14 protein-coding genes and 2 pseudogenes are annotated in these 13,504 nt (G+C 40.8%); 10 read left to right on the top strand and 6 right to left on the bottom strand.

The window, feature by feature from the left end; genetic code table 11:
- Nucleotides 1-112: 112 nt before the first annotated feature.
- From NST39_RS01165 to NST39_RS01195, 7 genes are all read left to right on the top strand, one after another.
- A complete protein-coding gene (locus tag NST39_RS01165) occupies nucleotides 113-328 on the top strand; it encodes a helix-turn-helix transcriptional regulator (RefSeq protein ID WP_003217221.1) in 216 nt (71 codons plus the stop codon).
- Complete coding sequence (locus NST39_RS01170; protein ID WP_003217102.1) at nucleotides 325-624, top strand: hypothetical protein; 300 nt, start codon at nucleotides 325-327, stop codon at nucleotides 622-624. The genes NST39_RS01165 and NST39_RS01170 overlap by 4 nt, the downstream gene beginning before the upstream one ends.
- A 55-nt stretch (nucleotides 625-679) precedes the next feature.
- Entirely contained in the window at nucleotides 680-1,627 is a 948-nt protein-coding gene (locus tag NST39_RS01175; RefSeq protein WP_185108642.1) for an alpha/beta fold hydrolase, read from the top strand.
- A gap of 204 nt (nucleotides 1,628-1,831) precedes the next feature.
- Complete coding sequence (locus tag NST39_RS01180; protein WP_341026549.1) at nucleotides 1,832-2,494, top strand: TetR/AcrR family transcriptional regulator; 663 nt, start codon at nucleotides 1,832-1,834, stop codon at nucleotides 2,492-2,494.
- A gap of 50 nt (nucleotides 2,495-2,544) precedes the next feature.
- On the top strand, nucleotides 2,545-3,228 hold the full coding sequence (locus NST39_RS01185; protein WP_341026553.1) for a bacitracin ABC transporter permease: 684 nt from the start codon (nucleotides 2,545-2,547) through the stop codon (nucleotides 3,226-3,228).
- A 24-nt stretch (nucleotides 3,229-3,252) separates the two neighbouring features.
- Nucleotides 3,253-4,011, top strand: coding sequence for a DUF4097 family beta strand repeat-containing protein (locus NST39_RS01190; protein WP_341026555.1), 759 nt, complete (start codon nucleotides 3,253-3,255; stop codon nucleotides 4,009-4,011).
- 218 nt (nucleotides 4,012-4,229) lie between these two features.
- A complete protein-coding gene (locus NST39_RS01195) occupies nucleotides 4,230-5,618 on the top strand; it encodes an amino acid permease (protein ID WP_268454124.1) in 1,389 nt (462 codons plus the stop codon).
- A gap of 40 nt (nucleotides 5,619-5,658) precedes the next feature.
- On the opposite strand, the gene NST39_RS01200 is transcribed toward NST39_RS01195, so the two are convergent.
- The 5 genes and pseudogenes from NST39_RS01200 to NST39_RS01220 form a co-directional block, all read right to left on the bottom strand.
- On the bottom strand, nucleotides 5,659-6,540 hold the full coding sequence (locus tag NST39_RS01200; protein ID WP_268454125.1) for a glycerophosphodiester phosphodiesterase: 882 nt from the start codon (nucleotides 6,538-6,540) through the stop codon (nucleotides 5,659-5,661).
- A gap of 92 nt (nucleotides 6,541-6,632) precedes the next feature.
- Entirely contained in the window at nucleotides 6,633-7,967 is a 1,335-nt protein-coding gene (gene glpT, locus NST39_RS01205; protein ID WP_050943401.1) for a glycerol-3-phosphate transporter, read from the bottom strand.
- A gap of 225 nt (nucleotides 7,968-8,192) precedes the next feature.
- Nucleotides 8,193-8,963: a SurA N-terminal domain-containing protein gene (locus tag NST39_RS01210; RefSeq protein ID WP_065097715.1), complete on the bottom strand. Its 771-nt coding sequence runs from the start codon at nucleotides 8,961-8,963 to the stop codon at nucleotides 8,193-8,195.
- A gap of 152 nt (nucleotides 8,964-9,115) precedes the next feature.
- Entirely contained in the window at nucleotides 9,116-10,603 is a 1,488-nt protein-coding gene (locus NST39_RS01215; protein ID WP_341029924.1) for a thioredoxin domain-containing protein, read from the bottom strand.
- Between the two features lie 84 nt (nucleotides 10,604-10,687).
- Nucleotides 10,688-11,179, bottom strand: a pseudogene (locus tag NST39_RS01220) (thioredoxin domain-containing protein); the annotation flags it as partial.
- A 418-nt stretch (nucleotides 11,180-11,597) separates the two neighbouring features.
- Between NST39_RS01220 and NST39_RS01225 the strand changes: the two are divergent.
- Nucleotides 11,598-11,806 (top strand): annotated as a pseudogene (locus NST39_RS01225) (hypothetical protein).
- A gap of 141 nt (nucleotides 11,807-11,947) precedes the next feature.
- On the opposite strand, the gene NST39_RS01230 reads toward NST39_RS01225, so the two are convergent.
- Nucleotides 11,948-12,454 (bottom strand): hypothetical protein, encoded by a 507-nt coding sequence (locus NST39_RS01230; RefSeq protein WP_268484242.1) that lies wholly within the window; start codon nucleotides 12,452-12,454, stop codon nucleotides 11,948-11,950.
- Between the two features lie 173 nt (nucleotides 12,455-12,627).
- Between NST39_RS01230 and NST39_RS01235 the strand changes: the two genes are divergently transcribed.
- Both NST39_RS01235 and NST39_RS01240 read left to right on the top strand, forming a co-directional pair.
- On the top strand, nucleotides 12,628-12,888 hold the full coding sequence (locus tag NST39_RS01235) for a metal-sensitive transcriptional regulator (RefSeq protein ID WP_003217059.1): 261 nt from the start codon (nucleotides 12,628-12,630) through the stop codon (nucleotides 12,886-12,888).
- Between the two features lie 123 nt (nucleotides 12,889-13,011).
- Nucleotides 13,012-13,494: a DsrE/DsrF/DrsH-like family protein gene (locus NST39_RS01240; protein ID WP_113768619.1), complete on the top strand. Its 483-nt coding sequence runs from the start codon at nucleotides 13,012-13,014 to the stop codon at nucleotides 13,492-13,494.
- The last annotated feature ends 10 nt before the right edge of the window (nucleotides 13,495-13,504 follow it).

Below are 13,504 nucleotides of genomic sequence, written 5' to 3' on the forward strand. Positions count from 1 at the left end.
TGCATCTGGTGAAATTGACATACAGAAGAAAAGAGGTTATTATTAATTAACATAATGTTAATAATTTTTAACATATTGTTAAATAAATCATCCTTTAAGAAAGGGATTTCAAATGGAGATTAAAAATCGAATTAAGGTATTACGGGCAGAAAGAGACTGGACACAAAAGGATTTGGCAGAGAAGTTAGGTGTGACTCGTCAAACTGTGGCAGCGATTGAAAATGGTAAATATTCTTTGTCTTTAAAATTAGCCTTTCAAATTGCTAGGACATTTGAAGTTGATTTGTATGACGTATTTCAAGAGGTCGACAAGGAGGAACCACAATGATGACGACGATCATTCTTTATTCTTTGATTATCCTTTCTATTTTAAGCACGGCCTTTCAATTTAAGAAAAACCGTGAATATAAACATGATGAACGAGGTCAATTTATTTTAGCGAAAGCAGGAAGTTTTTCTATTGTAGGTGTTGCTTTAGCTTATCTATTAGTTGTTATCATTCAATCTTTAGTCCATCAATTTTCATCTCCAACAGAATGGTTTTATATAGCGATTACTTTTATGTATGTATCAAGTGTTTGCGCAAATACAATCGGCATCATCTATTGTGAAAGAAAATATTAATTTTCATCGAGGGATGTAGGCTAGAGTTCTTCATCATGAAGGGAAGAGAAAACCAATGAAAAAAATATTGAGAATCATGCTGATCTCCATAGGCACCATTATCACGGTCATGGTTGTTTTTCTAGCTACTGTTTATTTTGTAAACCTCATTAGTAATGAACGGGAGAAGGGGAAAATAGAAGCTTATGGGCAAAAGGTCTTGGTGGATGGGAAGCAAATGAATGTGCTCATTCAAGGCGATGGGAAAGAAACGATTGTACTTCTCCCAGGCTATGGAACTGCTTCACCAGTGCTAGATTTCAAGCCTCTAGTAGATGAATTATCACCTTATTATAGAGTCGTAGTGATTGAACCATTTGGATATGGTTTAAGTGACGATACAGATAAAGTACGGACAAGTCAAAACATTGTAGATGAGATTCATGAATGTTTGCAGAAGCTTAACATTAAAAAGTATACGTTGATGGGTCATTCGATCTCTGGCATTTATGGATTAGAATATGTGAATCAATATGAAAAAGAAGTCCAAGCGTTTGTTGGAATTGACAGCAGTGTTCCTAAGCAGGAGGATGCAGATGAATTGCCAGTCTCCAGCTTACAGCTGCTTCATCAATCCGGCTTTTACAGATTGATAGTGAAAATGAATCCAGATCAACTGTTGATGCCTAAAGTGGATGATCAAACGAAAGATCAGATCAAAATGCTGACCTTTCAAAATTTCTTGAATGAAAGCCAAGCTAGTGAGGCAGAAAACTTTAGAAACAATTTTAAAAACGCTCAACGATTACATTTGCCTAAGAATCTCCCCGTTGTTTTCTATCTAGCGGATCAAACGGAGGAAGAAACACCAAGCTGGAAACCAATGCATGAAGATCTACTGAAAAATGTAGATCACGGAAAAGTAGTTACTTTCAAAGGCGGCCATTATTTGCATCATACGAAATCGAAGGAAATCGCAGCTGATTTTAGAGAATTTTTATCTAACATCGAGAGTCACCGTTAGTAATATACCTTCCCCGCATCATCTAGTTACTCAAGTTTATCGAACAATATTTTCATTTTCTAGTGTTGAAAAATTTACAATTTGTACTTGAAGAGACCGTGTGAGCGGTCTTTTTTTTATTCTATACAAATCTTTAAGAACAGTTTATAATGAAAAATACAAATATACATACCGATGGTCGGTATGTAAAAGGGGGCGTTTTATTTGGCCAGAAATAAATATCCGGAAAAGACAATCAAGCAAATTTTAGATGTGTCGACGAAGCTGTTTCAGGAAAAAGGATTTGAAAAGACGAGTTTGCAGGATATCATCCAAGAATTGAACATGTCTAAAGGGGCTATTTATCATCATTTTAAATCGAAGGAAGAAATATTACGTGCCGTGATGGAGAGGCAATTTCGTCATGCGACTGAGAAGCTTGAAGATCTGATTAAGCATACAGAGGCAGCGCATGCAAAAGAGAAGTTGCAACGTATTTTAGAGCAGCTAGTGGCAGATCCAAAATCTCATTCGATTGATGGGATCTTGGTTGACCAGATCAAAAATCCGAAATTTGTGGTTGAGGGAATGAAGGCAGGCGTAAATCAGGATGCGCTAAAAATCAAACATCTTATTCTTGAAGGAATTGAGGATGGTTCGATAAAGACTGCATTTCCTGGTGAAGTGGCAGAAGTGTTTATGCTTCTCGTCAATATATGGCTGAACCCAACGCTATTTGCTCGTGATGAGCAGGAAACTAGTCAGCGTTTACTGTTTTTACAACAGATGATGAAAGGTCTCGGAGTGGATGTGGTGAGTGATCTATTTATTCAAAAGGTCACAGCGCATTATGCTGGGATTGGTGGATATGATCAGCCTGGAACCTAAATGGCCAGAAAAGAGTCAAAAGCAAAATTCATTTCATAGGAGGATCCCTTATGCTTCACTTCGTAAAACTTGAGCTAAGAAAAAGTCATATGAAACATTATATTCAAGCTAGTATGATTATCAGTATTGTACTGCTGGTGTTTATTTATTTTGTCGCGTTTGTTGCACAGGTTGAACAGGAAATAGGTTTTCAGCAATATCCGAATATCTATTTGTTGACGAGTATAGTATGGATGATCTTTTTTTCGATCGTCACAGCCATGATGTATTGTCGAGTAATAGTGACCGCATTGAAAGAACATGAATCTCATTCATTAAGTATGAAGTCATCCCTCCTTTCGAGAATGGTTTGGATGCTGTGCTTTTCTACAATTGTCATGCTGTGTAGTATCATTCCGTCATTTGTTGTGTTTAGTGTCACTGAAACATTCTTCCCTATTGTTCAAGATGCGCTGACAGCGGATGTGATGCTCACTGTGATCAAAACGTACCTAGTGTTTACTTGCTGTATCAATGGTATTGGCATGATTGCGATGAGAGTGGGGGTAATGAAAAGGTCTACTTTCATGACCATACTGACTGCGATTGTTCTATGTGCTGTTTTAGGAAACGTATTAATCGCTGTTTATGGAAATGATCAAATGAATGTCATTTTGTCAGGAGTCATGATGATAGCTGTCCTCATAGTGATCTTGGAATTATGGGGCCGCATGACCCGGCTTCAAGCGAAATAAGCGAGTATACAAGGAGGGAGACATATGGAGCATACGATTCAAATTGAAGAATCAGTCGTAGAATTATCGTTGGATTGGTTGCTCGGAGAGGTGTGTATTCAATACCATGATCATCCTTATTTCATCATTCGTCAAACGGCCAATCAAGTGTTTCCAAAGCGTTATTTGATGCATCATCAGGTAAAAGATGGACGATTGTTCATTCAAGATAGACGGAAAAAAATACTCAGCTTTGGGCTTCAATTTTATAAAACTGATGTCGCTATTTTTCTCCCTAAACGACAATTACAGTCCATTTCCATTCGTTGTAAAGGAGCAAATCTTCAGGCAGAGAGACTGAAGGCGGAAAATGTCTCTTGTCATTTAACTTCCGGGAAAACGGTGCTATCAGGTGACATCAAGCATCTCCATTTAGAGACAGTAGGTGGGCTTATTTCTAGTCGGCAACTGACCGCACAAAGATTATTACTGCACGCCACATCGTCAAAAGTTGAGTTAACGGGTGCCTTTTCGGACGTTGATCTGCATGTAACAGGTAGAAGGATGCAGATTCATTCTACAAACATGCTAAATTCACTTAAATCTACTTCAACTGGAGCAAATGTCAAAGTGGCGATACCGGAAAATGATGGATTTACTTGTTATGTAAAGAAAAGATCCGGCGCTTTCCGGAATGACTTTTCTTGTCATCGAGAGAAGGACAAAATGGTGCATAAAAATGGACTGCGATTCTTTGAGGTTGATATAAGAGGCGGTCAGTTTTTATTAAGTCATCAGCTTTGAAGTGACTTTCACCCCTTGGTTCAATATATCAATATAAAACAATTTGAGCATCTCTTTATGTCGGAATATTTTGATAATAGTGTTTCCCTCAAAAAAACAATTGTATTTTAAGGGTAGATTTATTATGATAATATACATCGAAAGATTGATGTTTCTCAATCAGAATGAACATTCTGATTTTTATTTTTTATGTTGTTTGTTGATGAGGGGGAAGAAAAGTGGCTCAAAAGGAATTAAAGAGAGGGTTAAGTGCCCGCCATATTCAAATGATCGCACTTGGCGGCACGATTGGTGTTGGCTTATTTATGGGGTCAGCCAAGGCCATTCAATGGACAGGTCCATCGGTTCTTCTCGCGTACGCAGTATGTGGTATCTTTATCTTTTTTATTATGCGTGCGATGGGAGAAATGTTATACGTTGAACCGAGTACAGGTTCATTTGCTACATTTGGTCATCAATATATTCATCCGCTTGCGGGGTATATGACAGCTTGGAGTAACTGGTTCCAGTGGGTCATTGTCGGGATGTCGGAAATTATTGCCGTAGGCGCTTATATGAAATATTGGTTTCCGGAGCTGCCAGCGTGGATTCCAGGATTAATTGCGATGATTATTTTGGGAGCGGCCAACTTGATTTCGGTTAAATCGTTCGGTGAGTTCGAATTTTGGTTTGCAATGATCAAGATTGTGACGATTATTTTAATGATCATTGCAGGTCTAGGCATTATTTTCTTTGGATTTGGAAATGGCGGGACGCCTATTGGCTTGTCTAATCTGTGGGCGCACGGCGGGTTCTTTACAGGTGGATTTACCGGATTCTTGTTTGCATTGTCGCTCGTCATTGCTGCCTATCAGGGTGTAGAGCTGATTGGGATTACAGCAGGTGAAGCGCAAAATCCAGAAAAGACGCTGACCAATGCCATCAAAAGTATCATCTGGCGTATTTTGATTTTCTATATCGGTGCGATCTTTGTCATTGTGACAGTGTATCCTTGGGATCAGCTGAATACCCTTGGCAGTCCATTTGTGGCGACGTTTGCGAAAATTGGGATTACAGCAGCCGCTGGTATTATTAACTTTGTCGTCATTACAGCAGCGATGTCCGGCTGTAATAGTGGGATTTTCAGTGCGGGACGTATGCTTTATACATTAGGTGTGAATGGACAGGCGCCTGCTTTCTTCACCAAAATTTCAAAGAATGGTGTGCCGTATTTTGGGACATTCGCTGTGCTGATTGGTCTAGCGGTAGGAGTTGTCCTCAATTATGTTGCGCCACCAAACATTTTCGTCTATGTGTATAGTGCGAGTGTACTTCCTGGTATGGTGCCATGGTTTGTGATTTTGATTAGTCATATCGGCTTTAGAAAGGCGAAGGGATCTGCGCTTGATCAGCATCCATTCAAAATGCCGCTAGCGCCGTTTTCTAATTATCTTACAATTGGTTTCTTACTAATGGTGCTTGTATTTATGTTCATTAATCAGGATACGCGTATTTCTCTGATTGTGGCAATTGGGTTCTTAATTGTAGTAGCGCTTAGCTTTTATGTCTTTGGGATCGGGAAACGGAAACCGATCGAAACAGCTTCTTCTGATCAAACGGTAAAATAATCAAAGGCCTTGCGGGATGGGACCGCAAGGCTTTTTTTGTTTAGAGTGAAGCTTTTACACGGTTAAAGACATCTGGAAAGTTGGTGAAAAGACCGGTGACGCCGTATTGCAGTAGACGGGTCATATCTGCTTCGCTATTTACCGTATATGGGTGGAGGAGGAGTCCGTGACTTCTGACCTGCTGTACGTTTTCAAGCGTCAATGCTCTAAAATTCGGTCCGACACCCACTGCATAAGATTTGATGAAATCGAGCTGATCATCTGTGATGGACGTCATTTGAGTTCTGTCTAATAGCTGTACTTTTGGAAGGCGTGGATCTAATTTCTGTAGTTTTAGCAGGCTGTCTTGACTAAAGGATTGGATAATGACCTGCCCTTTTCTTGTGTGTTTCCCGAGAAGATGATGTTTTTTTAGGGTCGCCAATAGTTTTTCTTCCATTTGCGGATAGATGTCTGGTTTTTTTGTTTCAATATAATAATTTTCTCGTTTACCGAAATAGCGCAGCACTTCATCTAATGTGAGGACTCGCTGTCCGATATAGTTGGCGTTTTGTCTGTCGGGATTGACTTCATTAAACCAAGTACCAGCATCAAGCTGTTTGATTTCGGCAAGTGTGAGGTCTTTGATCCAGCCCGTTCCGTTTGTGGTGCGGTCAACGGTTTCATCGTGCATGACGATGAGATGTCCATCCTTTGTCATTTGAAGGTCGAGTTCGAGGTAATCCGCATTCATCTTTGTGGCGAGTTTGTAAGAAGCCAGGGTATGCTCTGGTGCATACCCTGATGCTCCGCGATGTGCAACGGTTAGAATACGATCTGGAGATAAAAGATGTTCATGTGCTGATACGGTGGTCGGCACCCAAGCAATAGACAGTAAAGCAAAAGAGAGCAACACGAAAGCAAGTAATCTACTTTTCTTCATATTTTATCCTCCTTTTACGGTAACTGCCTCCATCATAAGGAATAGATGTAAAGGGCATGTTGGGCGGATATGAATCTTTTATGTGATTTTCATTAAGCTTGCTCTACGCGCTTCCCTGTATTCCAAGTCATCGCTAGGAAGACAATTGCAAGCACACAAGAACCAACCAATAAAATGAAGCCTCCTGTCCAGTCGTAATGATCCACGACGACGCCCATCATCGCATTGGCGAAGGCAGAGCCGCCAATATAACCGAAGAAGCCTGTGAGTCCAGCCGCAGTGCCAGCCGCTTTTTTAGGAGCGAGGTCAATGGCTTGAAGTCCAATGAGCATGACAGGTCCGTAAATTAAAAAGCCGATGCTGATGAGGGCAATGTTATCGACCATTGGATTGCCAGCAGGGTTTAACCAGTAAACAAGCACCGCAATTAACACCCCAGCCATAAAGAGGACGCCTGCTGGTGCACGGCGGCTTCTAAAGAAGCGGTCGCTGATCCAGCCGCACAATAATGTGCCGGGAATGCCTGCATATTCATAAAGAAAATATGACCAGCGTGAATGCTCTGGTGAAAAGCCCTTTGCTTCTGTTAAGTAGGTCGGCGCCCAGTCCACGACACCGTAACGGACGAAGTACACAAAGACGTTGGCAATGGCGATATACCAAAGGAATTTATTGTTGAGTACATACTTAAATAAAATCTCTTTCACTGTTAATTCTTTTTCTTGATCTTCATACTGCTGTGCCGGATAGTCATTGCGATATTCCTCGATTGGCGGAAGACCAGCGGATTGCGGGGTATCCCGGACGAGAAGAATGATCACGAAGGAGACGATAATGGCAATGATGGCAGGGAAGAAAAAGATGCTTTTCCACGTCGCAAACAGCACAATCCCTAAGGTGATGAGCGGTGCAAGAATTCCCCCGCCGATATTGTGAGCGACGTTCCATATGGACATTTTCGTTCCGCGTTCACTAACCGAAAACCAATGCGCCATCGTCCGTCCGCATGGCGGCCACCCCATGCCTTGGAACCAGCCGTTTAAAAACATGAATAAGAACATGATCCATACACTTGACGTCACCCATGGAAATGAGACAAATAGGATATTGATAAGGGCTGATAGAAAGAGTCCAGTGGCTAAAAAGTATCTTGGGTTACAGCGGTCTGAGATCATCCCCATGATGAATTTACTAAAGCCATAAGCGATGGAGACAGCTGCGAGTACAAAGCCTAATTCACTTTTCGTGAACCCTTCTTCCTGTAGATACGGAATAGCAAAAGCGAAATTTTTCCGCAGCAAATAGTAGCCCGCATACCCGATAAAGATGCCTAAAAAGACTTGCAGCCGTAGCCGCTTATACGTCTCGTCTGTTTTGGCATCATCGAGCCTGTCGATATGCGGAGCGGGTTTAAACCATTTGAACATAAAGATCCTCCTCTTGTCGTTGTCCGATTGACTGAAGCAAAAGTACGAGATCAGCGTTTGATCTTGTACTTTTTAAGAGACAAAAGAATTGATAACGCTTTCTTTTGTACTCCCATCATATCGGATGGAAGAGACGTTTATGATGAGGCTTTTGTCATAATTTTGGAAAAACAGTTCATCAAATAACGAAAAAAATCCGCACAATGGCGGATTTTTTCTTAGCTGTTACAGAGACACATTAATTTTCGCAGATTTCTTTAGTTTATCAATTTCTTTTTGTACTTCTTTCTGCTTTTCTTGAGATTCTAGCTGTTTTTTAATTTGTGATTTAACCTCTTTGTACTCTGGTGCTTTTTGCTTTTGTTTTTTCATTTCATCAGCGTATTGATCATAGTACGCTTTAACGTCCTTTTCAGAGACGGACGCTGATTTGATTTCTTTGTCGACATACTGGCTATATTTGATGCTGTCGGCAATGTCACTTTTCAGCTGATCCATGGTGAGTCCACTTTTCTTAAGGGCTTCTTCAAATTGAGCATTGTCTTTGAATTGTTTCTTTTCTTCTTTTAGCTGTTTATCTACCTGCTTGTCAGAGGCTTTGATGCCCTTCTTCTCAGCTTCTTGCAGGATGAGCTCTTGACCTACGAGCGCATCAATGGTTTGTTTCTTGACTGCTTTTGCGCCTTCTTTAGATGTTGGATCCTGACCAGATTGCTGAAGCTGTCCTTGAATAGTCGATAAAGCGCTATTATATTCATTACCTGTGATTTTGTCTTGGTTGACGGTCGCAACGACCTTTTGATCATCGATTTTTTGTGCGTCTAATTTCTTTTGCATCTCTTCCATTTGCTTTTGCTGTTCTTTTTGGTCAGCCTGTGTTGTCTCCTTGCTTTTGGCTGAATCGTTTTGCTTATCTTGTTTGGCATCGTTTGACGAGCAGGCTGCAAGCCCAACAGATAACAAACAAGCGATGAGTGTGTATGATACCTTTTTCATCATTTTCTCTCCCTTCGGTATGAGAACATCTAGTGCGCATTCTAACCGTTTTTTAGGAAAAATAAAACCGTACAGACAATTTGTTAGCGGATTGACATGTTTTTTATCTGTTTGTCCTCATTTTGTCTTCTCATAGTCATCTTGTGACAGACTCAATCGTGGAATAATTGTTCCATCGCTTCGTCGATATTGGTGATTGGCTGGCGGCAGCTGTAGTTTTCACAAATATACACGGTGGTTTTGCCATCGATCGTTTTGTAATCTTTTGTAAAGGGCGCGAGTTTTGCTAATTCCTCCCCTGTTTCGGCAGTCAATATGATATCAAATGGCATGAAGCGTTTTTGAAGCGCCTGTAAAAGCTGTTCTTTTTGAGGGTCGCCGTTTTTTCCGAGAATGATGATTTCTCTTTTCGTTGCATATTGAGCGAGGAGCCCTTGCAGAAACGCTGTGTGCCCGCTTGGATAGGAAGAGACATCGACATAAAAGGCTTTGAACATCTGCTCTAATGTGTCCAGCCAATCCTGACGTCCGGTCAGTCTGCTTAGCATGAGAAGCTGCTTGAGTGCGGTGCTGTTACCAGAAGGCATGGCGCCGTCGTACACTTCTTTTTCTCGAACGATGAGCGCTTCCGCATCTGATCCTGAGAAGAAAAAGCCCCCTTTTTCCTTGTCCCAAAACAGCTCAAACATGTTCTTGGCAATGGCTGTCGCTTTTTCCAGCCATGCTAATTCAAAGGTCGCTTCGTATAAAGACATATACGCTTTTAGCATATGAGCATAATCCTCGATAAAGCCTAGGTGCTTTACGTCACCTTCTCTATATCGGACCATGAGACGATCATGTTGGACGAGGTGTGTTTCTAGAAAAGACATCGCCTGTTTCGCCATACGGATGGCTTCCTCTGCACCAAATACCCTTCCTGCTTTGGCGAGAGATGAGATCATCAGTGCATTCCATGATGTGAGTACCTTGTCATCGACAAGCGGTGCGGGTCGCTGCTGTCTGACAGATTGTAAAATGTGCCGTGCCTCTTGCAGCTTAGACTGAAGCGCATGGTCATCAATCGAAAAAGAGGCTTTGATGTCATCAAAAGAGGTGGAAATGGTATGAGGGATGTTCGCCCCTTCAAAGTTCCCCTCTTCTGTGATGTGATAGATAGCGCAGAATAATGCGCCGAGGTCCTCGCCTAAATGAGTCATGATCTCATCTTTTGACCAAACGTAATATTGTCCTTCTTTCCCTTCAGAATCTGCATCTATCGCTGAATAAAAGGAGCCGCCCGGATTCATCATATCTCGCTTGATAAAGTGGATCAGGCGGTGGACAAGCTTTTCGTATTCAGGTTGTTGAGTGAGCTGATACGCTTCTGTGTAAGCTTCCATCAGCAAGGCGTTATCATACAGCATCTTTTCGAAATGAGGCACAAGCCATTTTTCGTCTGTTGAATAACGAGAAAAACCTGAACCGACATGGTCGTATATACCGCCATTTGCCATTCCATCTAACGTTTTCATGACTGCATATAGCGCATTTTCCTGCCCAGTCCATTCGTAATAGCGCATCAAGAATGAAAGCATATGAGGTGCAGGAAATTTTGGCGCGGAGCCGAATCCGCCGTGCAGCGTATCAAAGCTGCTCATGAGCTGATAATAGGCTTTGTGGATCGCCTCTTGAGTGAGCGTACTTTCTGTCTGCCCTGCTGCTTTGATTCGTAGATTATTTGTCGCCTTCTCTGCCAATGATTCGATATGATCGCGGTCGTTGTGATATGCGTCCCGCAACTGTGTCAGTGCCTCGATGAAGCCAGGACGCCCGTAAGCACTTCTCTTTGGAAAATACGTCCCCGCATAAAAAGGCTTTTGATCAGGCGTGACAAACACATTGAGCGGCCAGCCGCCTTGCCCCGTCATCATCTGACAAACAGACATATACATCGAGTCGATATCTGGACGCTCCTCACGATCGACTTTGATCGAAATGAAATGCTCATTTAAGATGTCAGCGACTTGTTGATCTTCAAAGCTTTCGTGTGCCATGACATGGCACCAGTGACAAGTGGCGTAACCGATGCTGACAAGCACTGGCTTATTTTCACGCTTGGCTTTGTCAAAGGCTTCTTGCCCCCACGGGTACCAGTGAACTGGGTTGTGGGCGTGCTGAAGGAGGTATGGTGATTTTTCAGTGATGAGTGTGTTGGGTGTTTGGTTGTTTGACATGGGTCACCTGCTTTTTCATAATTAGTTTAATTTCATCTTAAATTTCTTAAGGGGTAGAGACTAAGTCAGAATTTGAGTGTATCATTTTGTTAAAATATAGGTTGCTATTTTAGAATGTGGGGAGTTCTGATGTCTAAAAAAACAATGAGCCATTTATCATTACTATGCTTTGTAATAGGTGTTCTACTTTGGGTCCCTAATTGGATATTTGGATATGGAAGCGGAATATGGTTAATGAATTATGTCTTAGGTCCAGTTGGTATTATATTAAGTATTTATGGTAGAAATTATCTTTATACGTTTTTAAACTTGCTCACGACATTTAGTTTCTTTATATTCATGTTTCTTGGGTATCTCTAATTGAGACGCGACATCTATTCGCTTATCTAATACAAAATAATGAGAACGGAGAGATGAAATGGATTATGTTTATCAGAAAAAGGAAAAGAAAAACGGTAATTGTGTTATTTCCGTTAGAGATAGATGGGAGAATTCAATTATTGAATTTGAAAAAAGCAACATCATATTGATATAGTGGTTAATTACCGTAATGATAAAACAACGAAGAATTCAATACCAATAGAGATTTTTGAAAAAGTTTACGATGATCTGCAAAGAGGTAATTGAGGGGATTTTGGTTCCTTCAACTACCTGTTACATTTATATTCGCTTTTCTATTAATAACTTCAATTGATCTTTGCTTAACCAAGGTTACGTTTCTACAATCTCTAATAACACAGCATTTTGATGTAACTTGTCAATTCTCCTCTATTTCTTCACTAACACATATTGTAGGTGTTCTAATTCAAACATAGCGATCAGTTCATCAATGTCTTTAAAAACGATATGTTTCCCAAACCGTTTTTTGCTTAGGTCAATTTCTACATCCAATTGATCATCCTTTTCTTTCGTTTCGAGTTCATCTAGACAAGAATAGATTTCGATGGTTTCTCCTTTTGACAGCACTTTTTCAATGAATTGAAAAAGTGCACGAAGAGAATGAATGATTTCTAATTCATAAACAAAAGGATGCGTGAATTTGTTTCTTACCGCTTCATAGACAGGATCTAGATAATCAATGTGAATGCCTTCGAAATCCTCTTCTGTTTCAAATACTTCTATCAAAGGATCTTCTTTTTGATAGGTTTTGTGCTTTTTTTGTATTTTATCAAACAATTTGATATTGAGTTCAGAGAGTGGTTTATAGGTAGGATTTTGACCAATGGTCCCAAGCGGCAGTTCTTTGTTTGATCCAATATAATGCTGTAAAGTCATGGGTTGCCCTCTTTTCTTCAATAATTTCTTGTTCGTTGATTATTTACTTTTTATCAATAAATGGTGGAATGTGCAATTCTTTTCACATTCGTTTTCTACAAAAGAAAAGGGCAAGTCGTTTGACTAAATACCTATTAGGGTATACTATCTGTCATAGAAAGGAGTGCTTATTCATGGAATATAATCAACAGATGAAGAATCGTCTTCGCCGGATTGAGGGGCAGATTAAAGGGGTTCTTGCGATGATGGAGCAGGGCAAGGATTGCCGTGAGGTGGTCACGCAGCTGTCTGCATCACGTAATGCCATTGATCGGGCAATGGGTGTGATTGTGAGTACAAATCTTGAGCAATGTGTTCGTGAAAGTCTTGAACAAGGCAAGGATACGGAAGGGCTTGTGAAAGAGGCAGTTGAGCTATTGGTGAAAAGCCGGTAAGAAATTCCTCAGCCTTTGGAGGTTGACGGATTTTTTTACTTGATGTAATATACCCTTACCGGTATATGTATATATTTTTTATTTTTATATACCCCCATAGGTAATTGTTGAAGGAGGAGCAGAATGGAAGAACAGAAAAAACGCACGACGATTGTGTTATTTAGTGGAGATTATGATAAAGCGATGGCAGCTTACATTATTGCCAATGGTGCAGCAGCCTATGATCATGAGGTGACCATTTTCCATACGTTTTGGGGGCTGAACGCCTTACGTAAGGATGAGATGGTACCGATGAAAAAAGGCTTTTTAGAAAAAATGTTCGGCAAAATGATGCCGCGCGGGGCTGATCGTATGGGGCTGTCCAAGATGAACTTTGCAGGAATGGGGTCGAAAATGATCAAGCATGTGATCAAAAAGCACAACGCCATGACCTTGCCGCAGCTTATTGAGATGGCGAAGGAGCAGGATATTAACCTCGTGGCATGTACAATGACGATGGATCTTTTAGGATTACAGGAGAAAGAATTATTAAATGACATTCAATATGCTGGTGTAGCGGCATATTTAGCAGAGGCTGAAATTGGACGTGTGAATTTATTTATCTAGTGAGGTGATG

It is taken from the genome of Bacillus sp. FSL W8-0645 (genome assembly GCF_038007905.1).
Lineage (GTDB): Bacteria > Bacillota > Bacilli > Bacillales > Bacillaceae > Bacillus > Bacillus pumilus.